Consider the following 23,467-nt stretch of genomic DNA (forward strand, 5'->3'; position numbering starts at 1 on the left):
GCTTGCGTGCCTGATCCAATGACAAGCCGTGAACGCTTTGCAGGATGCCGGTCAATTCGTCGCGCCGCGCCGCTGCAACGGGGGAGGTGTGTGCGATCTGATCGTAGAAATCTATCGCCTGAGCCGCCTGAAGCGGGTTTTCCGAATAGCTGTAGAGCGCGTCATAGACCTGAGCCCGCCCAAGCGTGACACGGGCCTGATCGACGCCTTCTTGTTCAGCGAATTCCAGCAAATCGTGCAAGTAAACTATGTCCTGTGGACGCAGGGCGCGAATCTTGGGGATTTCTTCGGCCAAGACGACGGCGGCAGTGGCATAGCCACCTTTGGCCGCGTTCATCAGCATGTCCATTCCTGCCTTGGGGTCGAGAGCGATACCATTGGTGCCACGCATCAGGTTCCGCCCATAACCGAACTGCGCGATTGGATAGCCCTTGAGCGCGAGCCGTTTGGTCATTTGTCCCGCGACATGGTGGCGGTCCTGACCGGCGGGGACGAGGCCGAAGTCGGGGCAAGCCTCGTTTCCGACCAGCCATGCGATGCTCTGTGCTGCAGGCAGGTTGTCGTCCAGCACGAGGGCGGTCAGTTGGTTGAAGGCGGTTTGTTCGCCATCACAGGCGCGCAGCGCCAGTTCAATGGCAGCCTGTCGCTGGGTTTCCAGAGGTTCGGGCAGTGAATCGCCCATCGCAGGATTTACAACGACAGACGCTGTGGCGAGTAGAGCCGCAACCATAAACGATTTCATGAAGCAAGACGTCCCCGGAACACAAAACGGTGTTCAGACGTCTATCAAGTAATGTCTAAAAACTCAACTATGACGTACGGTCCGGGACGGCGTTAATGTATTGCGATAGATTGGAAATACAGTCTCTCGCAATACGTGTGTTCAGATGATTTAGCTGCGCTCTTCGGCGACGATCTCTAGCATGCCTTCGAGGGGAACATAGCCCCGGATCATCTGGCTACCCATGACGAATGAGGGGGTACCGGATATGTCCAGTTTGGACGCAAGGGCACGGTTGGCGTCGATGACGGCTGTGACTTCATCGCTGCCCATATGCGCAAGGATTGGGGCTGCATCGAGGCCCAGTGAGCTGGCCAGTCGGCCAAGCGCCACTTCACTGGCGTCACCTTTGAAGTCGATCAATGCCTCATGCACCTGTTTGTAGGCGTCATCCCCAGCGACCTGCAGAGTGGCGATCGCAAAGCGCGAGGATACGACTGACGCTTCGCCGAGAATCGGGAATTCCTTGACGATCAGGCGGATGTTGCCATCCGCTGCCAGCAGCTCTTCGACCTCGGGAAAGGCCTTGCGGCAATAACCGCAGCGATAATCCATGAATTCAACGATGGTGATGTCGCCATCCGGGTTGCCGCCGATCCAAGAGTGGCCGTCAGCAAAGAGCGCGTCGGCATTGTCGGCCAGCAGATCGCCGTCATTGGCGGCCTGCATTGCGGCCTCACGTTCCTGCAACACCGCGACCGCTTCGTAGATCACTTCGGGGTTGTCCATCAGATAGGCCCGTACTTCTGCGCGAAAGGCAGTGCGATCTGCATCGCTCATCTCGGAGAGGTCGAGGGCATTGGCGGGGGCGGCGAGGGTCGCGCCAAGTGCTGCGGTGGTCAGTAGCGTACGGATCATGGTCTATTTCCTTTTCGAGGCGGCTTTGGCCGCAGAGAGCACATCCTGCGCCCGTTGCCAACCGGCAGAACCGCGTGGCAGCAGGTCAGAGGCGCGTTTTGCGTGCAGGCCTGCATCCTGCATCCGTCCCTGAAGCGCGTAACGCTCGGCGGTAACGATTGAAGCCATGCCCTTGTTTCCGGATTTGGCATAGGCAACTGCCAGATCGCGCATCACGCGCCCGTCACGGCCATCACGCGCGCGTGCCTTTTCCAACACTTGCAAGGCCTTGTTTATCTGGCCCTGCGCGACCAGTGCGCGCCCGTAAGAGCCGAGGATAAGCGGGTGGTTGGGCGCGGCATTCACGGCGCGGGCATAGGCGGCCGTGGCGGCGGCGAACTGACGGTTTTCCATCAGGATCTGGCCGCGTAGTTCGTGATAATAGGCGTCATTCGGACGCATCGCGATCGCTCGGTCCATCGCCTTGAGCGATTTTTTCAAATTCGAGCGACGGTGCCATGCCACGGCCTCGCGCATGTATCCCACGTCCTTGAACCCGCTTTCACCGGCGCGCGCGATGGTCCATTTCGGGCTGCGCTTGAAGGCCGACAGCTTGCCCTTGGCGCGGGCGAACCAATAGAGGTCGTTGTTGCTGGGCTTTACCTTGTTTCCGTGGGCGTCGGCCATGCGTTTGACCATGCGGTAACGGTCGGCGGACAGGGGGTGCGTGCGCGCATAGGGGTCTTGGCGCGCAGCGGACAGAGCCTCTTGGCCGCGAAAGATGTCCATCACTTCGGCTGCACCAGAAGGATCGAGACCGGCGCGCACCATGTAACGCACCGCGGCATTATCGGCGCTGCTTTCCTCGGCGCGGGTATGCGCAAAAAAGAGCCGGGTTGCAGTGCTGTTGATACCGATAGCGGCCCCGGCGGCGGCCTGAGCATTGCCAGAGATGGCTCCGGCGGCGGCGGCCAGCGCCATGCCGAGCCCCGCGGCAGTGCGCGCGTTGCGGATGTTGATCGGACGGCGCACCAGATGACCGTTGGCAATATGCGCCGCCTCATGGGCAATCACGGATTGCAGCATCTGCGGGGTTTGCATTTTTAGCAGCAGGCCGGAATGAATGAAGATATTGTCGCGATCCACCACAAACGCGTTCAGATTGCGGTCGTCGATGACAAGGATGCTCATCCGGCTGGGGCTAAGTCCTGCGGCCTTGAGCACCGGGGCAGCGAGCTGTTTCAGCGCGTATTCAATATCCGGGTCGCGCAACAGTGTCAGCGCGCGCGCGGGCTGGGCCAGCGTGAGCGCCAGAAGCGAGAGAACAGAAAGAAGACGAACGAGATGCATTGACGCCCCTGCGCGGGTGGAGTGATTAAGGATATAGGTGCAAGCACTCTAGGAACAATGACATGGATAACTCAACCCGGTCTCAGGTCGATCCCTTTATCGTGATGGACGTGATGGAGGCTGCGCGGCGGGCAGAGGCCGAGGGGCGGCATATCATCCACATGGAAGTGGGCCAACCCGGTACACCGGCGCCCGAAGGCGCACGGGCCGCATTGGCCGAGGCGATGCACCGGGATGCGATGGGCTATACCGTGGCATTGGGCCTGCCCGAACTGCGCGCGCGGATCGCGCAGCTCTATGGCACGTGGTACGATCTCGATCTTGATCCGGGGCGGGTGATTGTCACGCCGGGGTCGTCGGGGGCGTTCATTCTGGCGTTTACCGCGCTCTTTGACACGGGCGCACGGGTAGGGATCGGCGCGCCGGGGTATCCGTCTTATCGGCAAATCCTGCGGGCGCTGGATCTGGTGCCGGTCGATATCGAGACTGCAGCGGAAAATCGCCTGCAACCGGTGCCCGACGATATGGCGGGTCTGGCTCTGGATGGTCTGTTGGTGGCCAGTCCGGCGAATCCGTCGGGCACGATGCTGGATCGGCCTGCGCTGGCGGCACTGATGGGGGCGTGCGCCGAAGCGGGTGCCAGCTTTGTCAGTGATGAGATTTATCACGGTATCGAATACGAGGCCAAGGCGGTGAGCGCGCTGGAAATCAGCGATGATGCCTATGTGATCAATTCGTTTTCCAAATATTTCTCGATGACCGGCTGGCGGGTCGGCTGGATGGTGGTGCCCGAGGATCATGTGCGGGTGATCGAGCGGCTGGCGCAGAACCTGTTTATCTGCCCGCCCCATGTCAGCCAAGTGGCGGCACTGGCGGCAATGGAATGCGAGACCGAATTGCAGGCCAACATGGACGTTTATCGTACCAATCGCGCACTGATGCTGGAGGGATTGCCAAAGGCCGGTTTTGATCGCATCGCACCCCCCGACGGGGCGTTCTACGTCTATGCGGATGTGAGTCATCTGACCGATGACAGTCGCGCCTTTGCCGCCGAGATACTGGAACATGCGGGCGTCGCAGTCACGCCGGGGCTGGATTTCGATCCGGCGCGCGGGGCGGGCACATTGCGGTTTTCCTATGCGCGTGCGACGGCGGATATTGCCGAAGGGCTGCGGCGCTTGGCCGTTTACATGGCGACGCGGCAAGCGCGGTAGTGCGCGCATGCGCCAGATGCTATACTTTACCGCGAACAGGTCCGCGACGTGGCCTGAAACATGGCGAGTGAGTGAGCAGATGATCAGGGTATGTCTGACCTTTTTGGCGGCAGTCTGGCTGGCGACCGGCGCGGCAGCGCAAGGTGCTGGCGGGCAGGGATTCGGCGGGTTGGCGCGGCTGGATACCGACGAAAGCGGCATCACCGGGACACGGAATAACGTGCGGATCAATCTGGCACTCAGCCAAGGGGTGCCGTACCGCGTGTTCACGCTGGAGGATCCCGCGCGCGTCGTGTTGGATTTTCGCGAAGTGAACTGGACTGATGTGATCGGCGATGCGCTGAATGAAACCGACAATGTAACCGATGTGCGGGTCGGCGGATTTCGTCCCGGCTGGTCGCGCATGGTGGTTGATCTGGCGGGACCTTTCGCGCTGCAAAACGCAGATATGCGGGTCGACGAGGCCACCGGAGCAGCGGCATTGCGCGTGGTGCTGAAACGGGTCAGTGACGCAGAATTCTCTGCCCGTTCGGGCCTGCCTGCCGCGCCATCCTGGGACGTGATCCCGGAGGGCGACGGGACGGTTTCGCGACCTGCACGCGATCCTGACGCGCCGTTGCTGATCGTTCTGGACCCCGGACATGGGGGCATTGATCCGGGCGCGGAATCAGGCGCTGTGGTGGAAAAGGACCTGATGCTCAGCTTTGCGCGGCAGCTCAAAGAAGTGCTTGTGCGCGGCGGGGGTGTCGAGGTGATGCTGACCCGCGACGATGACAGCTTTGTTTCGCTGGAGCGCAGGGTGGCGATTGCGCACCAAGCGGGGGCGGATGTGTTTTTGTCGTTGCACACGGATTCGCTGGGCGAGGGGTCGGCGCGCGGTGCGACAGTCTATGTTTTATCGGCGGATGCCTCGGATGCGGCGAGTGCGGCATTGGCCGAACGCCACAACCGAGCCGATTTGCTGGCAGGGCTGGACCTGACGGGTACCGATGACATTGTTGCGGACATCCTGATGGATCTGGCCCGGATGGAAACCCAGCCGCGTGCGGACCTGTTGGCTCGCGCACTGGTATTGGGGATACGAGAAATGGATCTGCCGCTGAACAAGCGCCCGCTGCGCAGCGCCAGTTTTTCGGTGCTGAAATCGCCCGATATTCCGTCCATCCTGCTGGAACTGGGCTTTATCTCTGACGGGCGCGATCTGGATAATCTGGCCGATCCTGAATGGCGCAACCGCATGGCTATTGCCATCAGTGACGGGATCAAGGCGTGGTTGATTGCGGATGCCGCAGCGGCAGAACTGGTACGCCAGTGAGACAAAGCAGGGCGATGCGCGGAAACCGGCGCAGCCGGGTTCGCGTTCCCTTTTGACGCAAGGCGTTCGGGTGCCTATATGAAACCCGTAAACAGGTGAATTGGGGGCGGGATGCTCAGATCAGTGCTGACATTTTTTGGGTCGATTTTCACGCTGGTGACGCTCAGCCTTCTGATGGTTGCGCTGAGCATTGGCGCGATCTTCTATATTTACGGTCGCGACCTGCCCAGCCATCAGAGCCTTGCCAATTACACGCCGCCGACGATCAGCCGGATTTTTTCGGGAGAGGGCCGTATCATTGACGAGTTTTCCCGCGAGCGGCGCTTGTTCACCCCGGCCGAGGAGATACCCGTTCTGATCAAAGAGGCGTTCATTTCCGCCGAGGACAAGAATTTCTATACGCATTCGGGCTATGACGCGCGCGGTATCGTCGCGGCAGCGGTCGAGGCGGCGCGTACTCGTGGCGGCACCGTGCGCGGGGCATCGACGATCACGCAGCAGGTGATGAAGAACTTCTTGCTGTCCGGCGATCGCAAGATCGAGCGCAAGATCAAGGAAATCATCCTTGCCACCCGGATTGAAGAAACGCTGGACAAGGAAAGAATCCTTGAGCTGTACCTCAACGAGATTTTCCTCGGGCAGAATTCCTATGGTGTTGCGGCGGCGTCGCAGACCTATTTCAACAAATCCTTGGGCGAGTTGGCCCCGCATGAGGCGGCGTTTCTGGCGTCCATGCCCAAAGCACCGAGCGATTTTCATCCCGTCCGCGCCGCAGAGCGCCTGAAACAGCGGCGCGATTTCGTGCTGCGTGAAATGGCTGAAAATGGCTATATCACTCGCGCCGTTTACGAGTCGGAAAAAGCGCAGCCGCTGCGTTCGGTCCAAAATGGTGATTTTGAGCCGTTCTCGAAATCCTTGCCACCGCGCGACTATTTCACCGACGAAATCCGCCGCCAGTTGAGCCGTGATTTCGGTGAGGGTGAATTCTTTACCGGTGGTCTGTCGGTGCGCGCTACGATCGACCCGGAAATGCAGGTCGAGGCGGCGCTGGCCTTGCAATCCAAGCTGGAGGAATATGACCGCCAGCGTGGCAAGTGGCGCGGCACGGGCGTCACGTTGCCCGCCGAAAGCCTGACCAGTGAAGAGGCATGGCGCGAGGCGCTAGGCGCGGCAGATGTTGCGCGCGACATTCAGCTGGATGGGCAATGGTATCCGGCAGTGGTGCTGAAGATCGAGGATCAGAGCCTGAGCATCGGGATCGAGGGCGTGCCTGCGAGCGATGCAGAGCCGCAAGTGGTGCCGCGCAAGGATATATCGTGGTTGCCCGGAAATTTTCAGAAGACTTTCGAAGTCGGCGACGTCGTGCATGTGCGCCGTATGACGGGCAATGATGGCAGTTTCATTCGCTGGACGTTGCGGCAGGTGCCCGAAGTGCAGGGCGGGTTCATGGCGATGGACGTGAACACAGGCCGGGTGATCGCGATGCAGGGTGGTTTCAGCTACCAGTATTCGGTGTTCAACCGGGCAACACAGGCCAAACGTCAGCCGGGATCGAGCTTTAAGCCCTTTGTCTATGCCGCCGCGCTGGACAGTGGCTACAGCCCGGCGACGATCATCGTCGATGCCCCGATCGAGGTGAACACGCCGCAAGGGGTCTGGCGCCCACGCAATTCGTCGAACAAGTTTTATGGCCCGACACCATTGCGCACCGGAATCGAGCAGTCACGGAACCTGATGACCATTCGTCTGGCGCAAGAGATTGGGATGGAAACGGTGGCCTCTTATGCCGAGCGGTTCGGCGTTTATGATGATATGGGGCCATATCTGGCCAACTCGCTGGGATCGGAAGAGACCACGCTGTTCAACATGGTTGCGGCCTACGCGATGTTTGCCAATGGCGGCGAGCGGGTTGAGCCGACCTTGGTCGACCGGGTGCAGGACCGTTATGGCGAAACCGTCTATCGGCATGATCCGCGTCGCTGTGTCGATTGTTTTGATCCCAATATTCCGCCCACACGCGGCCCGCGGATCGTATCGGACCGCGAACGGGTGATAGATGCAGTGACGGCTTATCAGCTGACCTCGATGATGCGCGGCGTTGTGCAGCGCGGCACGGCGGCTGGCAACGTCCGTCTGGACGTACCTGTGGCGGGCAAGACAGGGACCACAAATGACGCGCGTGACGTGTGGTTCGTGGGCTTTACCAGCAACATCGTTGCAGGCTGCTACATCGGTTTTGATCAGCCGCGCGGGTTGGGTCGCGGGGCCTATGGTGCGGGCATGTGCGGGCCGGTGTTTACCCAGTTCATGCGTAAGGCGACCGCGAAATACGGTGGTGGCGAGTTTGAACTGCCACCGGGTGGCCACTTTATCAAGATCGACCGTTATACCGGCGCGCGCCTGCCCGACAACGCCAGCGGGCAATATGTGGTGGCGGAGTATTTCCGTGACGGAGAAGAGCCGATCTTTGGGCTGGCCTATGATGGTGGCTTTGCCATGGGCAACGATCTGGAGTTGTTCCAGTCCGACGAAGAGGCGGTAAAGGAAGTCACGACTTCGACCGGAGATACGGCCGTGGTGGGCGAGAAGGCGACGTTTGGCTCGATCAGTTCGGGTGGGCTGTACTGACGGACCACGTGCCGGGCTAAAGCCCGGCCTACGGGGTTTCGCTTGCCTTTTGACGTTTGGTTGCCAAACATAGCCGCATGGAAAATATCCCCGCCTTTTGCACTCAGTGCCGCTCTCGTTGTGGCTGTATCGCACATGTCGAAGGCGGTCGGCTGACCGAAATCGTCCCGGATCCGGGGCATCCCAGCGGTAAGAAGCTGTGCCCAAAGGGGCGCGCAGCACCTGAACTGATTTATCACGCGGACCGGCTGACGCATCCCATGCGGCGCGTCTCGCCTAAGGGCGAGCGTCCCGCGCGTTGGGAGCGGATCAGCTGGGGCACCGCGCTGGACGAGATCGCCGCCAAAATGGGGGCCATTCGCGCTGAGCACGGCGCTGAGCAGGTGGCGTTTTCGGTCACGACGCCCAGCGGCACACATATGTCCGACGGTATCGCGTGGGTGGAGCGGTTCATTCGCGGATTTGGCAGCCCCAACAACATTTACAGCACCGAGATTTGCAATTGGCACAAAGATCATGTCAGTCGCCTGACATATGGCTCTGATACAGGGGTGCCTGATTATGCGCGCAGTGACTGCATGTTGCTGTGGGGGCATAATCCGGTGGCGACATGGCTGGCCCGCTCGGTCGAGATGCAGGCCGCGATGAAGCGCGGTGCGAAGCTGATTGTCGTGGACCCGCGCGCGACATTGTTTGCGCGGCGTGCTGATTGCTGGTTGCGGTTGCGACCGGGCACAGATCAGGTGCTGGGGCTGGGGCTGATCCATATCCTGTTGCGTGATGGGACGTTTGACGCAGGCTTTACTGCACGTTGGACCAATGCGGCGGCGCTGGTGCGCGAGGACACCGGTGATCTGTTGCGCGATGCTGCGGGTGGATTGCAAGCGCTCGGTGCCGATGGCGGGGTGGTCGGTTATGACGGACAGAAGCGGGACTGGCGTGGACCGGTTGCGTTGTTCGGCGCGGCAGAGGTGAACGGTGTGCGCTGTCGTACGGCGCTGAGCCTGCTGCAAGAGGTTGTGGCACCGCATGATCCGACCAGTGTCGCGGATGAAACCGGGGTTGATCAGGATGCGCTGGAACAAGCGGCGCAGATGATGAGCGCGGCAGAGGCGCTGAGTTACTGTGCGTGGAACGGTGTCGCGCAAAGCCGGACGGCCAGCCAGACCGAAAGGGCGATGGCGATCCTCTACACCCTCATGGGGCATTACGGACAGCCCGGGGGCAATGTGCCGGGGGCGGCAGCGGCGTTTAACGATATCTCAGGCCTCGACCTGCTGAGTGACGCGCAAAAGGCCAAGGGCGTCGGGCGCGAGGCGCGTCCTATCGGGCCGGGCAATCAGGGCTGGGTCACCGCGCGGGATGTGTACCGCGCCGCGCTCGGGCAGGGGCGGTACCCTGTGCGCGCGCTGATCTCGTTCGGGGGGAACCTGCTGGCGGCGCAGCCTGATGCGGATCTGGCAACAGAGGCGTTCAAGGCGCTGGAATTACATGTGCATGCGGATTTCTTCCTGAATGCGACGGCAGAGTGGGCTGATATCGTGCTGCCCGCCGCGACATCGTGGGAGCGCGAAGGGCTGCGCCACGGCTTTGACGCCACTTTGGAAGGGCAACGCCGGGTTCAGTTGCGCCCCGCTGTCGTCGCCCCCATCGGGGAATCGCGCAGCGACGTGGCGATTGTGATGGCATTGGCGGATCGGCTGGGCATGTCGGAAATCATGTTTGACTGCGATGTGGATAAGGGGCACGCGCATTTGCTGGCCAATACCGGGGTGACGATCGATGCGTTGCGCGCACAACCCGAAGGTGTGGAGGTGCCGGGGCAGGTGCGGGTACGCGCCCACGAGACGGATGGGTTTGCCACGCCCAGCGGGGTAATCGAAATTTATTCCGAACAGATACGGCGCACGGGCCTGCCGCCGCTGCCGGTCTGGCGAGAGCAGGATGCCATGGTTGCGCCTGAAGGGTATCCGGTGCGCCTGAGCAGTGCAAAATCGGTCACCTATTGCCATTCACAGCACCGCAACATTGCATCATTGCGCCGGTTGCAACCGAACCCGCCACTAGAGATGGCCCCGGATGTGGCCGAGCCGCGGGGGATTGCGGACGGCGCATGGGTGGCTGTGACAACACCCAAGGGCAGATTTCTGGCGCAGGCCAAGGTAATCGCGGCACAAATCCCAGGCACGGTCGTCGCACAGCATGGCTGGTGGGTTCCGGGCAGCGCAGATGCCCCCTATGGCGAAGCCGATGCGATGGCGGCCAATATCAATCCAGCGATGGATACCAGCGAATGCGACCCGCTGACCGGGTCGATCCCACTACGGTCGGGATGGTGCGAGGTGGCGCTGCTCTGACGTTGCTTCCGACCCCTTAGGAGCTATGCTGCCGCTTGTCCGCCGCTGCGTGCTGCGATACACCCGCATCTGACCAGACAGGGACCTGAAAATGCGCGCGGAAATACAATCTCTTGTAGCTGAGATCGAGAACTCTCTGGAGTTGCTCCGTCAACGTATGGGGTGGGAGACGGCCCAGCACCGACTGGAGGAATTCAACGCGCGGGTCGAGGACCCCACATTGTGGGACGACCCTGCCAAGGCGCAAAAGCTGATGCGCGACCGCCAGGGACTGGTGGATGCGATGGCGACGCATGATGGCATCACCCAAGACCTGTCGGATAATGTCGAACTGATCGAGCTGGGTGAGATGGAGGACGACGGCGATGTTGTCGCCGAGGCCGAAAATGCCATCCGTGTCTTACAAAAACGCGCAGCCGCCAAGGAGCTGGAGGCACTGCTGGACGGCGAGGCGGACAGCAACGATACGTTTCTGGAGATCAATGCTGGCGCTGGTGGCACCGAGAGCTGTGACTGGGCCAGCATGTTGGCGCGGATGTATGTGCGCTGGGCGGAAAAGCGCGGTTATACAGTCGAGCTGCAATCGGAACAATCGGGTGACGAGGCGGGGATCAAGTCGGCGGCCTACAAGATCAGCGGGAACAACGCCTATGGCTGGTTGAAATCCGAGAGCGGCGTGCACCGGTTGGTGCGTATCTCGCCGTTCGATTCAGCGGCCAAGCGGCACACGTCGTTTTGTTCGGTCTGGGTCTATCCGGTGGTGGATGACGACATCGAGATCGAAGTGAACCCGGCTGATATCCGCATCGACACCTATCGCAGTTCCGGCGCGGGTGGGCAGCACGTCAACACCACCGACTCTGCCGTGCGGATCACGCACAATCCGACAGGCATTGTCGTGACCAGTTCGGAGAAATCACAGCACCAGAACCGTGACATCGCCATGAAGGCGCTGAAATCGCGGCTTTACCAGATGGAACTGGACCGCCGGAATGCCGCGATCAACGAGGCGCATGAGAGCAAGGGCGATGCCGGGTGGGGCAACCAGATCCGTTCTTATGTGTTGCAGCCCTATCAGATGGTCAAAGACCTGCGCACCAATCACGAGACATCGGACACCAAGGGTGTGCTGGACGGCGATCTGGACCCGTTCATGGCCGCGACGCTGGCGCTGAACGTGAGCGGCAAGAGCCGGGCCGAAGCGCAGGGCGATTGAGCGTCGTCGCCAGATTGGATCTGGTGACGACGGTGAGTATTCGAGGAACATTGAAAAAGGGCGGCTTTTTCCGGGGCGGGTCTTGCGCAGGCGGGTGTGCTGCGATTTGTTTGCGTGCGGGGAGGGACAGTCATGGATGATGTTCTGGCGATGGGCGCGCGTGCGCAGGTAACTGCGATCGTGAGTGGACGACTGAGCGCGGAAGACCTGATGCGGGCGTCGTTGACGCGAATAGAGTCCGCGAATGGCGCGGCGAATGCGATCGTATCGATGCGCAGCGCGGATGACCTAATGGCCGAAGCGCGCAGTGCAGATCTAGCCGAGGCGCGCGGCCCCCTGCATGGGCTGCCCGTGGCGATCAAGGATCTGGCCAATGCGCGTGGGTTGCCAACGTCGCAGGGGTCGCCGCTCTTTGCCGGGCAGATGGCGGATGCGGATGATCTGCATGTGGCGCGAATGCGTGCGGCAGGCGCAATCATCATTGGCAAAACCAATACACCCGAGTTCGGCCTCGGCAGTCAGACATTCAATCAGGTCTTTGGCGTAACACCAAACCCCTATGACGCGGACCGTACCTGTGGCGGATCGTCCGGTGGAGCAGCGGTGGCGCTGGCGTACGGGATGGTGTCGCTGGCGGACGGGTCGGACATGATGGGCAGTCTGCGCAACCCGGCGGGGTGGTGCAATGTCTACGGGATGCGGCCCAGTTGGGGTGTCGTGCCGGGCGAGGTCAGGGGCGACACATTCCTGCACCAGATATCGACGAATGGTCCTATGGCGCGCAGCCCCGACGATCTGAAATTGTTGCTGGAGGTGATGGCGGGGCCGGATCCGCGTCAGCCGCATGGTCGGGCACTGGAGCCAGCGCACGGAGCGGGGCGGCGTATTGGCTGGCTGGGCGACTGGGGCGGGGCGATGTCGTTTGAGCCGGGCATTCTGGCGCTCTGTGAAGCGGCGCTGGAGGCGATCGACGGCGCTGAGGTGGATGCACTGCCCGCGCCGTTCGCCCGCGACGCGTTGTGGCAGAGCTGGACGGATTTGCGCAGCTGGGCCGTGGGCGCGTCACTGGCCCCGATGATGGCGGATGAAACCATGCGCGCGCGGCTCAAACCTGAAGCCGTTTGGGAAGCCGAGCGCGGAGCGGCGATGAGTGCGATGCAGGTGCATCGTGCCAGTGTGACGCGGTCTGAATGGTTCATGGCCGCCGATGCGCTGTTTGAGCGCTACGATGTGTTGGCCATGCCCACGGCACAGGTCTGGCCATTTGGTCACGACCAGGCATGGCCAAAGACGATCAATGGTGTGGAAATGGACAGTTATCATCGCTGGATGGAGTGTGTGGTCCCTGCCAGCCTGATCGGATTGCCGGTGGTGGCTGTGCCTGCGGGATTCGGTGGAAATGGCCTGCCCATGGGGATGCAGTTGATCGGCAGACGGGGGGCGGATCGGGATCTGTTGGCGCTGGCTGAAACCTATCACCGTGCGACTGGTTGGCCACAGGCACGACCACCACAAAGCTGAGCCTGACATAGATCTTTGTGCGGCGCGTTCTGCCCGCTAACCTGACGGAGAAAGCGGGAAGGGGAGCCATGCCAGAGAACCGTGCGACAGACAGCGGTGTACCTGAACTGGGTGCCGTAAGTTTTGCAATGCTCGGCGCAGCCCTGCGGCGCGGGTGGGCAGACATGCGTCGTGCGCCGGGTTATGCGCTGTTGTTTGCAGGGATCTACGTCGTCTTTGGCTGGTTTCTGGCGTGGATAACCTTGGTGACAGGGCACAGTTACTGGCTGGTGTTCGCGGCGGTTGGTTTTCCTCTTTTCGGACCGTTTGCCGCTGTCGGGCTATATGAGGTGTCGCATCAATTGGAAGCGGGCAAACCGTTGAGCGCGCGCTGGATTTTTGGTGTGATTGCGCAGCAAAGCCAACGCCAACTGCCATCCCTTTGCGCGATTATCATCATGGTGTTTCTGTTCTGGTTCTTTCTGGCGCATATGATTTTCGCTCTGTTCATGGGACTGTCGGTGATGACGAACGTATCGTCATCCTATGCGGTATTCCTGACCATGAACGGATTGAGCATGCTGGTGGTGGGAACGGTCGTCGGGGGGATTTTTTCGTTGTTGATCTATGCAATCACGGTAATTGCGCTGCCGATGCTGTTGGATCGAGAAGTCGATTTCGTGAGCGCGATGATTGCCAGCGTCGGAGTTGTCACAGCAAATCCGGGGCCGATGCTGGCTTGGGCCATCTTTATCGCGGTCACGACGTTTCTGGCGATGCTGCCGGGGTTTCTGGGGCTGTTTCTGGTGTTGCCATTGCTGGGACACGCGACATGGCACCTGTACAGGTTGGCTTGTGCGGCGGTAGAGAGCTAAGCGATCCGTACATAGGATGTGTTGTTTATCGTGTGTTACCCCAGCGCCGCCGCTAAATGATCAAACACCATCCGAATGCGGCGACTGGTGTGCAATTCACGGTGCGTGGTTAGCCAGATCGGGACGGGAATAACCGGTAAATCAGGCAGCACGCGGATCATTTCCGGGCATCGGTCTGCGACGTCGTGCATCATCACGCCAATGCCAAGGCCCTGACGCACCATTTCCCACGCCACGACACCGCTTTGCGACGCCAGCTTAATATTGTTTTCGGTAAGGCTTAGGCCAAGCGCGTTCAGCCCGGAGAGAAGCCGCGTGTGGTCTGCATCGAAACCGATGAAGGCGGCATCGTTGAGATCTTCGAGCCGCGCGGGAATGCCGAAGCGTTCAATATAAGGCCGGGAGGCATAGAGGCCGGCCCAGCTGTCGCGCAGCAGCCGCGCGATCAGGTCGGGTTGATCGGGGCGGGCGTGGCGGATCGCGATATCGGCCTCGCGGCGGCGCAGGTCACTGATGGCGTTGGTTGCCACGATGTCGACCTCGATCCCCGGTGCATCAATGCGCAGAGTGTCCAGAATGGGCGCAAGCATATGTGCGGCAACCACGTCGCTGGCGCTGATCCGCACTTTACCCTCGATGGTCTGGCTGTGACCTGACGCGGTCAGGGAAATCCGGGTGGCGGCCTCGCCCATTGCGCGCACGTGTTCGAGCAGGTCGAGACCCGACGCGGTCAGCATCAGCGATTTCCCGCGACGTTCGAACAACACGATGCCCAGTGCGTCCTCTAGCCCGCTGACCTGCCGGCCAAGTGTCGGTTGCGCCAACCCAAGGGCACGGGCGGCAGCCGAGAGCGAGCCGAGTTCTACCGTCGCCAGAAACGCGCGGACTTGGTTCCAGTCAAATGTGATCGCCTTCCAGTTCATGCGTATATGCATAACCGTGTATCAGATTTATGCAATTTTATTTGCATATGAGTAGGGTTAAGACGCATGAAGATATGAGGAGAGAAACCATGCCCACGCAAGCACAGTTCTGGGACAGGATTGCCCCGAAATATGCGCAAAATCCGATTGCGGATGTGACCGCCTATGAGGCGACGATGGCGCGCACCAGTCAGTATCTAGGTGCCACTGATCGGGTGCTGGAACTGGGGTGCGGCACAGGGTCAACGGCCGTGCGATTGGCCCCGCAGGTGGCGCAGATCGTCGGCACGGATATTTCGCAAGAGATGATCCGGATTGCGAGAGGTCGGGCGGAAACGGCAGGCGCAAACAATCTGAGTTTCAACACCACGCATGAGTTTGACCAAGGGCCGCCCGCAGCCCCGTTCGACGCGGTTCTGGCGTTCAATTTCCTGCATCTGTTGGAAGATGTGCCCGCAACACTGCGCACAGTACATGCCCAGATCAAACCCGGAGGCATGTTCATATCGAAATCGGGCTGTTTAGGGGGCGGGTTGCCGTTCTTGAGATGGATGATCGGCGGGATGCAGTTGATCGGAAAGGCGCCGCATGTGGGTTTCATGACGCGGCAGGAACTGGAGCGCATGATCATCGAGGCAGGATTTGAAGTATTGGAGGCAGGGGATTATCCTGCCAACTCAGCGAACCATTTTGTGGCAGCCCGTAGATTGTAGAGTCGACTGTGGCTATTCCTCGCGCCCGTGTTCCATCAAACGCGCGCGCAGTAGCGCCGCCTCGCGGGCTCCGGCCTCTAGCGCGAACACATAGGCGTGGGTGAGATAGAAGCAGGCAGCGTCGAGGTCGTTGGCCTCGTCCGCCGCCTGCGTGTAAAGCTGGATCAGCCCGGCCTGATCGTGTCGGTCATGGGCCGCGATCATGGCTGCATCCAAGGCGCTCATTCTGCCGCGATGTCCTTGGCGCGGTGGGTTTCGACCTTGCCCGCGACCCAGTGATGGAAGCAGTGGGTGGGGCTGTCCATGACTGGCGAGAACCGCCCGCCATCGAACTGGGTCACATGGCGACCCTTTTGCATGCCTTCGACGACAAAAATATCTTCTTCGAACACGGTTTTCCAAAGCTGGGTGTTGCGTGCGCGCATGCCCTCATCCGTGCCGGGCACAGCGTAGTAAAGATGCACATGCTCGACAGTGCGCTCGTGGCTCTTCGGCTCTAGGATAATGGTGAATGCGTGGTCACGGTGCACCCCGAGCAGCACGTTGGGGTAGACGGCGATATATTCAGCCTGCTCATTCCACTTAGTGCCCACATCTTCGAAATCGGGGAAGGTATCGCCATGTTCATCGCGCAATTGGCGGTAGACCATGGTGCCTTGGCCAGAAAATGCCTCTGGCTGTTCGATGTGATAGTGATCCTCTAGCCGGGAATAGCTGTTCAGACCGGGGTGAATCCACGGCAGGTGGTAGCTTTCGCAGTAGTTTTCGACCGCCAGTTTCCAGTTGGTCTGAACCTCCAGCTGGAATTTGTTGTCATGTCCGCCGTGATAGAGGGGCAGCTCGAACTCCGACCAGCGGGTGATGATGTCTGACATCGCGTCCTCGAAGGCGGGTGCATCGCCGGACATGTTGATCCACACCACGTCGCGCCAGACGTGGCTGCGCACCTCGTTCAGGCCCAACTCGTCACGTTTGATCGCGGCATGGGTGTTTTGGCCGGGACCACCCACATGCGGCGTGCTGACCAGCTTGCCCTTGGTCGAATAGCACCACGAGTGGTAGGGGCAGCGAATGGCACCTTCGATCTTGCGTGGTTCCTCTACCAAAATCATGCCGCGGTGGCGGCAGATGTTCTGGAAGACGCGCACGTCGCCCTCTTTGTCACGAATGAGCAGCAGCGGCATGCCGAGAAACTCCATCGGGACGGCGTCGCCGGGTTCCGGCACGTCTGCGGCCACGGCAAGACCGGCCCATTGGGAAAAGAGCAGCGCGTGTTTTTCCTCCTGAAATACGTCGGCGTCGATGTAATGCGCATTGGGCAGGCCGTTGGCGATTTCGACCGGAGTGCGGACGTTCGACAGGTCTGTGATGGGTTTGTTCATTGGATTGCCTCCCTCGGGTCTGCTATCCAATTTGCCCAAAATTACAGGTTGGTGACCGCCTTTCCGCGACGGGACTTTTCCAAGGGCGACATGTGGGAAGGGCAGGAGTTTACGATCTCGCGCGACGTGGGCTAGCGAAAGGGCTGATCCAATTGCAAGAGGTTGGCATGGAACGGCGCGACGGCCTCGCGATCGATCAGCCCGGCCTGACGGGCCGTGGCTAAAACGGGGCCAGTGTTGCGACCGAGATGCTCGTACACCATGCGCGTGGCGCGGATGCCGGTCACTTTTTCGCGCACAGTGCGGGTGACGTAGCCGATCCAGAGATTTTGTTGAAAAGAGGTTTCTTGCGCGAGGAAGTTGAAGGAGCAGGCCATCGCGTTCTGATGGGTGGCGATCATCATGATGCCTTCTTCCTGTCGCATGACGATGCCGCGATATTCACGGTCGCGCGAATCCGTGGAAATACCCTGTCTGCGCAAGGCATCGCGTGGCTCGAACCCGCGCAGGAACGTGTAGCCGTCGTCGCGATAGACATAAACCAGCCCGAGAACAAACTTGGTCTCCTCGATGAAGCTGCGACGCACGAAACGATAGAAACCATCGGGAAAGAGGGCTGGTGGAACGTCAATCGGGGCGCGTCCGAAATATCCGTTCAGCTGAGGATGGCCGAGCAAATCAAAGGTGGCGGTGTTGAGGTCGGCGGCTGATTCCAGCAGGATACGGGCATCAACTCCGAAAAACCGACAGATGCGATAAAGCACGTCGGGGCGTGGAAAGCTCTCTCCGCTCAGGTATCTGTTGAATTGGGTCCGGTTGATCCCGAGGTCACGGCAAAGCCCGGCGACCGACGGGTAGTCGGCGCTGAGGGCGCGCAGATTCTTGCCAAACACCGCGCGCAGTTCGGCCGGATCTGCGTCGGTCTGGTCGCTCTGCGGTTGCTTATCCGATTTCGACTGGTTCATCAGTGACACCGAATCCGGTCAGGTGTATACATGTCTGAGCGCCCCCAAATGCCCCTTTCGGAGCATTGCATCACGTTTCTTTGCAACTGTCACGGGTGCTGACGCTATTTAGCGTCATTTTTTTACCATGTTGACACAAATGGGCTTTGGTGGACGCGGAATTGATCATGTTCCTTGTCTGCGATGCACGACATGCTGGTTTGTATGGACATGTTACAGATCGGGGGAAACATGCGCGGAAAAATGCACGGTGTCGTTCTTTGGAGTGATCAGGCTCAGGATCGGGCCGTGATCTGGTGCGAGGACCATGGAGATCTGGCGTTTTATCGGGGCCAAGGCAGCGATGCTGGCGCCGCGAGCCGTATCAAGGCCGGTGATATGGTGGCGTTTGATCTGTGTGAGGGCGGTGAAATGCGTTTGGCCAGAGCCCCCAGTCTGGTCGCACAAGAAAGCCACCCGACCCTGAGTCGCGCGCTGATGCAGGCGGGCATAAATGCTGGTGCGCTGCCCGACACCAGTACGGATTTGCCGTCGGCCACGTCGGTGGCCACGGGCGATGCGAGCCTGAGCAACGTGGTGCCCTTCCGCACGCAACGCTGCGCTGAAATCGCCTGAGGCGCACAGCCGTCCGATACAGATAAATGATGTATGATGAATACGCGGGGTAGAGATTACCCCGCGTATCTCATTCTTGCGGCTCAGATGCCGCGGGGCAGGGCGGCGACGCCGGTGCGGGCGATGTCCGACAGGCCCAGAGGGCGCATGAGGTCGGCAAAGGCGTCGATCTTGGCCGGCGTGCCGGTGATTTCAAACACGAAGCTGTCAAGCGTGCTGTCGACCACGTTGGCGCGAAAGATATCCGCCAGACGCAGGGCTTCGACGCGTTTCTCGTCCTTGCCCTCGACCTTGAGCAGCGCCAGTTCCCGTTCGACCGAGCGCCCCTCGACCGTCAGATCATGGACCTCGTGGACGGGCACGATGCGACCCAGCTGTGCCTTGATCTGTTCGATCACCTGCGGTGTGCCGGTGGTGACGATGGTGATGCGGCTGGTGTGGCCCTCGTGATCGATCTCGGCGACGGTCAGGCTGTCGATGTTATAGCCACGACCCGAGAAGAGGCCGATCACCCGTGCCAGCACGCCGGCCTCGTTGTCGACGATAACCGCCAGTGTGTGGCTTTCTTCAACGTCAGAGAAGGTGGGGCGTAGATTGTAGGCGGAGTGTTTTGTCGCGCCTTTTTTGATTTTTAGCGGGGACATTTTCGGCGTCCTTTATACTTTGTCGGGGTGGTGGGCTGAAGCCCACCTTACGAAAATTGGAAGGGCGGGTATGACACCCCCCTACGGATCACACCATCACCGCACCTTTGGAGCCGATGGCGTCCTTGGTGGAGGCTTCGCCCAGCAGCATTTTGTTGTGCGGCTCGCCTGACGGGATCATCGGGAAGCAGTTTTCGTGCTTTTCCACCAGACAATCAAAAATCACCGGGCCGTCGTGATTGATCATTTCCATGATCGCATCATCGAGATCGGCCGGGTCGTCGCATTTGATGCCCTTGGCACCGAACGCCTCGGCCAGCTTGACGAAATCGGGCAGCGCCTCGGACCAGCTGTGCGAATACCGCTCACCATGCAGCAATTCCTGCCACTGGCGTACCATGCCAAGACGTTCATTGTTCAGGATGAACTGCTTGACCGGCAGGCGGAACTGAACGGCTGTGCCCATTTCCTGCATGTTCATCAGCCAGCTTGCCTCGCCAGCGACGTTGACCACCAGCGCCTCTGGGTGGGCCATCTGCACACCGATAGAGGACGGGAAACCATAGCCCATCGTCCCAAGACCGCCCGACGTCATCCAGCGGTTCGGATCCTCAAAACCCAGATACTGCGCCGCCCACATCTGATGTTGGCCAACTTCGGTACAGATATAGCGGTCGTGGTCCTTGGTCAGTGCTTCTAGCCGGGCGAGCGCATGCTGTGGCTTGATGACTTTGCCTGTCTGCTTGAATGCCAGACAATCGATCTTGCGCCATTCGTCGATCTTGGCAGTCCACTTGTTCAGCGCCTCGCGGTTGACCTTGCGGCCGCGCGCCTTCCAGACTTTGAGCAAATCCTCAAGCACATGGGCCACGTCACCCACGATCGGAATATCGGCTTTGATTACCTTGTTGATCGAAGATGGATCAATGTCGATATGGGCCTTCACCGAACCGGGCGAGAATGCATCGAGGCGTCCAGTGATCCGGTCGTCAAAACGCGCGCCGACATTGATCATCAGATCGCAATCGTGCATCGCCATGTTCGCTTCGTAGAGGCCATGCATGCCGAGCATCCCCAACCAGTGTTTTCCACTGGCGGGATAGGCACCGAGGCCCATCAGTGTCGAGGTGATTGGTACGCCTGTCGCCTCGACCAGCTCGCGCAGGAGCTGACTGGCAGCGGGGCCGGAATTGATCACGCCACCGCCGGTATAGAATACCGGGCGTTTGGCAGTCTCCAGGGCTGCGACCAGTTCGGTAATGGCCTCCATGTCACCCTTGACCTGCGGCTGATAGTGGCTGGTGCGTATCTTTTGCGGCGCGGTGTAGGTGGCGCTGGCAAACTGCACGTCCTTCGGGATGTCCACCAGTACCGGACCGGGGCGGCCAGCGGTGGCGACGTGGAATGCCTCGTGAATGATGCCCGACAGATTCTCGGTGTCCTTGACCAGCCAGTTATGTTTCGTGCAGGGACGCGTAATGCCAACAGTATCGGCCTCTTGAAACGCGTCCGAACCGATCATGAATGTCGGCACCTGACCCGTCAGCACGACGATCGGAATGCTGTCCAAGAGCGCATCGGTCAATCCGGTCACGGCATTGGTGGCACCGGGGCCAGAAGTCACCAGCACGACGCCCGGCTTGCCCGTGGAACGTGCGTAGCCTTCGGCGGCGTGTACGGCACCTTGTTCGTGGCGCACCAGTATGTGGCGGATGTCGTTTTGTTGGAAAACTTCGTCATAAATCGGTAGCACCGCGCCTCCGGGGTATCCGAATACGACGTCCACGCCCTGATCCTTAAGGGCCTGAACCACCATTTTCGCTCCGGTCATCTGACGTGTCATCGTTTTGCTCCGTTTATGACATTCATCTTATTTGTCTCGCGCATAAAAAAGCCCCCGAAATTCGGGGGCGCATGGGGTACCGTTATGGTGTCCGTTACCGGCCCATGCGCCATTTGCCTACGACTACGACTAGTTGGGCCACGGTGGGCGCTCCTCATGCTGCGTGGCGGCGACATTATTGGCGCGGTCAGAAACCGTCAAGCGACAATTGCCTATAAAATGTCGCGCGGGGGCGAAAAACTTTGCATTTGTTGCGCAACTCCGTGTCTGGCAGGGTGACGTCGGGCTGTTACAGGACTCGCGCATATTCCGGGCGAACGACGATTCCCCCATGCCCGCAAAGGAGCCAGCCATGTGTTCGATCGATCTGAACCAGATTTCCGCCGATGATTGGGATGAACTGAACGATCCGCGACCCGATGTTACCGAGTTTGATCGTGTGGTCGACGCCGCGCTGTCACGCCGCGGGTTCGTCAGCGGGCTGGTTGCTTTTGGGTCTGGCGCGGCTGCGATGGGGATGATGCCGGGGGCAGCTCGGGCGATGGAAACCTCGCGGTTCGCCTTTGAGCCGATTGGATTACAGACTGATGCCACGGTGCATGTGCCCGATGGATACGAGTGGCAGATCGTGGCGCGCTGGGGTGATCCGCTGTATTCCGACGTTCCGGCATTCGATCACGCCACAGGCGGCGCGGCGGATTATACCGATCGGGTATTTGGCGAAAACACCGATGGGATGGAGATGTTCGTGGTGGGCGACAGGCAGGTCTTGGTCGTCAATCACGAATACGCCAACCGCAAAGTGAACCTGCCGCAGGCAACAGGCGGAACGCCTCGCGATGCGCAGGACGTGAAGAAGCTGCAAAAGCTGCAAGGCGTCGCCGTGATCGAGATTGCGCGCGGCGAGAGCGGTTGGCAGATCGTGCAGGATAGCTCCTTAAACCGGCGTATCACCCATCTGACGCCGATAGAGATCGCCGGACCTGCCGCCGGACATGCCCTGATGCAGACCCAAGCCGATCCTGAGGGCGTGCTGGCTCTGGGGACGATGAACAACTGTGGATCCGGCAAGACGCCGTGGGGCACCTATCTGACATGCGAGGAAAACTTTAACGGCTACTTTGGTGCAACAGATACCGACGCGATCTATCCAGCCATGGTGCAGGACGGTTATGAACGCTACGGGATCGGCACAGACGGCTGGGGGTACGACTATCACAAATGGGACGAGCGGTTCGATACCAGCGTAACCCCGAACGAGCCGCATCGCGTGGGCTGGGTGGTCGAGATCGACCCGGCAAACCCTGACGCAAATCCGGTCAAGCGCACGGGGCTGGGGCGTTTCAAACATGAGAACGCCGCCGTTGTTCTGGCCTCGGATGGGCGTGTGGTGATTTACATGGGGGACGACGAGCGGGGTGAGTTCCTGTATCGATTTGTTTCAAGCGGGACCTACGTGCCCGGCGGCAGCACCGAAGGTTTGCTGGACAATGGCACGCTTTCTGTCGCCAAGTTCAATGAGGACGGCACGGGTGAATGGCGCGCGCTGACGCCGGAAACCACTGGTATGACGAGCGCGGCCGAGATCCTGATCTTTGCCCGCATTGCGGCCTCTGCCGTCGGGGCGACGACGATGGACCGTCCCGAATGGATCGCGGTCAACCCTCACGCCATTGAGGCATATTGCTGTCTGACCAACAACAAGAACCGGGGCGTAAAACCGAACGCCGGTGGCGACGATACGTCGGTCAATGGCCCCAACCCGCGTCAGAGCAACAAATACGGCCAAATCGTGCGCTGGCGCCCTGTGAACGAAGACCACGGCGCTGATGGGTTCGAGTGGGACCTATACGTGATGGCCGGTAATCCGGAAGTGTACGACAATGCCTATGGCGGGTCGGACAACGTGACGGCGGGCAACATGTTCAACTCACCCGACGGGATGGTGTTCGACAGTGCCGGATTGTTGTGGATCCAGACCGATGGTGATGACAGCAATGATGGTGAGTTTGCAGGCATGGGCAACAATCAGATGCTGGCGGGCGATCCGGTCACCGGTGAAATCGCGCGGTTCCTGACCGGGCCGAAGGGCTGTGAGGTGACCGGGCTGACGTGGTCGGCGGATCGTCGCGCCATGTTTGTGGGCATTCAACACCCGGCTGCACCGTTCCCAGATGGCGAGGGCAAGTTACCGCGCTCGGCTGTGATTGCAGTGACCCGCTCTGATGGCGGGTTGGTCGGGTAGGGGCTGCCCCCAGTCATCCTTTGCCACGGCATGTCCTGCCGCTGTCGTCGGCGGAGCTGTCATC

General features: G+C 60.3%; 19 protein-coding genes. 11 read left to right on the plus strand and 8 right to left on the minus strand.

The features are described from left to right. The first annotated feature begins 28 nt into the window (after nt 1-28). A complete protein-coding gene (locus N7U68_RS01110; RefSeq protein WP_263047959.1) occupies nt 29-673 on the plus strand; it encodes a hypothetical protein in 645 nt (214 codons plus the stop codon). Nucleotides 674-892: 219 nt separating this feature from the next. Here the strand turns inward: N7U68_RS01110 and N7U68_RS01115 are convergent, their stop codons facing one another. Together N7U68_RS01115 and N7U68_RS01120 are read right to left on the minus strand one after the other, a co-directional pair. Continuing rightward, nucleotides 893-1,639 carry a DsbA family protein gene (locus N7U68_RS01115; protein ID WP_165192583.1) on the minus strand — a complete coding sequence of 249 codons (747 nt, stop codon included), beginning with the start codon at nt 1,637-1,639 and terminating at the stop codon, nt 893-895. A 3-nt stretch (nt 1,640-1,642) separates the two neighbouring features. Continuing rightward, nucleotides 1,643-2,968, minus strand: a complete 1,326-nt coding sequence (locus N7U68_RS01120; RefSeq protein ID WP_263047960.1) for a M48 family metalloprotease — start codon at nt 2,966-2,968, stop codon at nt 1,643-1,645. 62 nt (nt 2,969-3,030) lie between these two features. Here N7U68_RS01120 and N7U68_RS01125 point away from each other — a divergent pair, with 62 nt between their 5' ends. From N7U68_RS01125 to N7U68_RS01155, 7 genes are all read left to right on the plus strand, one after another. After that, nucleotides 3,031-4,182: a pyridoxal phosphate-dependent aminotransferase gene (locus tag N7U68_RS01125; RefSeq protein ID WP_165192579.1), complete on the plus strand. Its 1,152-nt coding sequence runs from the start codon at nt 3,031-3,033 to the stop codon at nt 4,180-4,182. A 79-nt stretch (nt 4,183-4,261) separates the two neighbouring features. Continuing rightward, a complete protein-coding gene (locus tag N7U68_RS01130) occupies nt 4,262-5,497 on the plus strand; it encodes an N-acetylmuramoyl-L-alanine amidase (RefSeq protein ID WP_263047961.1) in 1,236 nt (411 codons plus the stop codon). A gap of 111 nt (nt 5,498-5,608) precedes the next feature. After that, entirely contained in the window at nt 5,609-8,125 is a 2,517-nt protein-coding gene (locus N7U68_RS01135) for a penicillin-binding protein 1A (RefSeq protein WP_165192575.1), read from the plus strand. 77 nt (nt 8,126-8,202) lie between these two features. Further along, nucleotides 8,203-10,482 carry a molybdopterin-containing oxidoreductase family protein gene (locus N7U68_RS01140; protein WP_263047962.1) on the plus strand — a complete coding sequence of 760 codons (2,280 nt, stop codon included), beginning with the start codon at nt 8,203-8,205 and terminating at the stop codon, nt 10,480-10,482. A 91-nt stretch (nt 10,483-10,573) separates the two neighbouring features. Continuing rightward, the gene (prfB, locus tag N7U68_RS01145; RefSeq protein WP_165192571.1) at nt 10,574-11,698 is read left to right on the plus strand and encodes a peptide chain release factor 2; all 1,125 of its coding nucleotides are present in this window, start codon (nt 10,574-10,576) and stop codon (nt 11,696-11,698) included. A 132-nt stretch (nt 11,699-11,830) separates the two neighbouring features. Then, a complete protein-coding gene (locus N7U68_RS01150; protein ID WP_263047963.1) occupies nt 11,831-13,219 on the plus strand; it encodes an amidase in 1,389 nt (462 codons plus the stop codon). Between the two features lie 68 nt (nt 13,220-13,287). Beyond that, nucleotides 13,288-14,073, plus strand: a complete 786-nt coding sequence (locus tag N7U68_RS01155; RefSeq protein ID WP_263047964.1) for a DUF2189 domain-containing protein — start codon at nt 13,288-13,290, stop codon at nt 14,071-14,073. 35 nt (nt 14,074-14,108) lie between these two features. On the opposite strand, the gene N7U68_RS01160 is transcribed toward N7U68_RS01155, so the two are convergent. Next, the gene (locus N7U68_RS01160) at nt 14,109-15,008 is read right to left on the minus strand and encodes a LysR family transcriptional regulator (protein ID WP_263047965.1); all 900 of its coding nucleotides are present in this window, start codon (nt 15,006-15,008) and stop codon (nt 14,109-14,111) included. Nucleotides 15,009-15,085: 77 nt separating this feature from the next. Between N7U68_RS01160 and N7U68_RS01165 the strand changes: the two genes are divergently transcribed. Then, nucleotides 15,086-15,709 carry a class I SAM-dependent methyltransferase gene (locus N7U68_RS01165; RefSeq protein ID WP_263047966.1) on the plus strand — a complete coding sequence of 208 codons (624 nt, stop codon included), beginning with the start codon at nt 15,086-15,088 and terminating at the stop codon, nt 15,707-15,709. Nucleotides 15,710-15,721: 12 nt separating this feature from the next. Here the strand turns inward: N7U68_RS01165 and N7U68_RS01170 are convergent, their stop codons facing one another. The 3 genes from N7U68_RS01170 to N7U68_RS01180 form a co-directional block, all read right to left on the minus strand. Further along, nucleotides 15,722-15,934 (minus strand): hypothetical protein, encoded by a 213-nt coding sequence (locus N7U68_RS01170; protein WP_165192559.1) that lies wholly within the window; start codon nt 15,932-15,934, stop codon nt 15,722-15,724. Beyond that, nucleotides 15,931-17,091, minus strand: coding sequence for an aromatic ring-hydroxylating oxygenase subunit alpha (locus N7U68_RS01175; protein ID WP_263047967.1), 1,161 nt, complete (start codon nt 17,089-17,091; stop codon nt 15,931-15,933). Before N7U68_RS01175 ends, N7U68_RS01170 begins: the two co-directional genes overlap by 4 nt. 131 nt (nt 17,092-17,222) lie before the next feature. Then, entirely contained in the window at nt 17,223-18,056 is an 834-nt protein-coding gene (locus N7U68_RS01180; RefSeq protein ID WP_263047968.1) for a helix-turn-helix domain-containing protein, read from the minus strand. A 231-nt stretch (nt 18,057-18,287) separates the two neighbouring features. Between N7U68_RS01180 and N7U68_RS01185 the strand changes: the two genes are divergently transcribed. Beyond that, nucleotides 18,288-18,671: a hypothetical protein gene (locus tag N7U68_RS01185; RefSeq protein ID WP_165192553.1), complete on the plus strand. Its 384-nt coding sequence runs from the start codon at nt 18,288-18,290 to the stop codon at nt 18,669-18,671. A gap of 83 nt (nt 18,672-18,754) precedes the next feature. Here N7U68_RS01185 and ilvN read toward each other — a convergent pair whose 3' ends face one another. Beyond that, nucleotides 18,755-19,315: an acetolactate synthase small subunit gene (gene ilvN / locus N7U68_RS01190; RefSeq protein WP_165192551.1), complete on the minus strand. Its 561-nt coding sequence runs from the start codon at nt 19,313-19,315 to the stop codon at nt 18,755-18,757. A gap of 88 nt (nt 19,316-19,403) precedes the next feature. Next, the gene (locus N7U68_RS01195; protein WP_165192542.1) at nt 19,404-21,158 is read right to left on the minus strand and encodes an acetolactate synthase 3 large subunit; all 1,755 of its coding nucleotides are present in this window, start codon (nt 21,156-21,158) and stop codon (nt 19,404-19,406) included. 352 nt (nt 21,159-21,510) lie between these two features. On the opposite strand from N7U68_RS01195, the gene N7U68_RS01200 reads away from it, so the two are divergent. Beyond that, on the plus strand, nt 21,511-23,403 hold the full coding sequence (locus tag N7U68_RS01200) for a PhoX family protein (RefSeq protein WP_263047969.1): 1,893 nt from the start codon (nt 21,511-21,513) through the stop codon (nt 23,401-23,403). The last annotated feature ends 64 nt before the right edge of the window (nt 23,404-23,467 follow it).

Source organism: Roseovarius pelagicus (genome assembly GCF_025639885.1).
Taxonomy (GTDB): domain Bacteria; phylum Pseudomonadota; class Alphaproteobacteria; order Rhodobacterales; family Rhodobacteraceae; genus Roseovarius; species Roseovarius pelagicus.

Coding starts and splice junctions, on each gene's coding strand:
- N7U68_RS01185 (WP_165192553.1), top strand. CDS start 18,288: ATGCGCGGAAAAATGCACGGTGTCGTTCTTTGGAGTGATCAGGCTCAG.
- N7U68_RS01155 (WP_263047964.1), top strand. CDS start 13,288: ATGCCAGAGAACCGTGCGACAGACAGCGGTGTACCTGAACTGGGTGCC.
- ilvN (WP_165192551.1), bottom strand. CDS start 19,315: ATGTCCCCGCTAAAAATCAAAAAAGGCGCGACAAAACACTCCGCCTAC.
- N7U68_RS01180 (WP_263047968.1), bottom strand. CDS start 18,056: ATGAACCAGTCGAAATCGGATAAGCAACCGCAGAGCGACCAGACCGAC.
- N7U68_RS01130 (WP_263047961.1), top strand. CDS start 4,262: ATGATCAGGGTATGTCTGACCTTTTTGGCGGCAGTCTGGCTGGCGACC.
- N7U68_RS01200 (WP_263047969.1), top strand. CDS start 21,511: ATGTGTTCGATCGATCTGAACCAGATTTCCGCCGATGATTGGGATGAA.
- N7U68_RS01165 (WP_263047966.1), top strand. CDS start 15,086: ATGCCCACGCAAGCACAGTTCTGGGACAGGATTGCCCCGAAATATGCG.
- N7U68_RS01135 (WP_165192575.1), top strand. CDS start 5,609: ATGCTCAGATCAGTGCTGACATTTTTTGGGTCGATTTTCACGCTGGTG.
- N7U68_RS01175 (WP_263047967.1), bottom strand. CDS start 17,091: ATGAACAAACCCATCACAGACCTGTCGAACGTCCGCACTCCGGTCGAA.
- N7U68_RS01195 (WP_165192542.1), bottom strand. CDS start 21,158: ATGACACGTCAGATGACCGGAGCGAAAATGGTGGTTCAGGCCCTTAAG.
- N7U68_RS01160 (WP_263047965.1), bottom strand. CDS start 15,008: ATGCATATACGCATGAACTGGAAGGCGATCACATTTGACTGGAACCAA.
- N7U68_RS01150 (WP_263047963.1), top strand. CDS start 11,831: ATGGATGATGTTCTGGCGATGGGCGCGCGTGCGCAGGTAACTGCGATC.
- N7U68_RS01170 (WP_165192559.1), bottom strand. CDS start 15,934: ATGAGCGCCTTGGATGCAGCCATGATCGCGGCCCATGACCGACACGAT.
- N7U68_RS01120 (WP_263047960.1), bottom strand. CDS start 2,968: ATGCATCTCGTTCGTCTTCTTTCTGTTCTCTCGCTTCTGGCGCTCACG.
- N7U68_RS01115 (WP_165192583.1), bottom strand. CDS start 1,639: ATGATCCGTACGCTACTGACCACCGCAGCACTTGGCGCGACCCTCGCC.
- N7U68_RS01125 (WP_165192579.1), top strand. CDS start 3,031: ATGGATAACTCAACCCGGTCTCAGGTCGATCCCTTTATCGTGATGGAC.
- prfB (WP_165192571.1), top strand. CDS start 10,574: ATGCGCGCGGAAATACAATCTCTTGTAGCTGAGATCGAGAACTCTCTG.
- N7U68_RS01140 (WP_263047962.1), top strand. CDS start 8,203: ATGGAAAATATCCCCGCCTTTTGCACTCAGTGCCGCTCTCGTTGTGGC.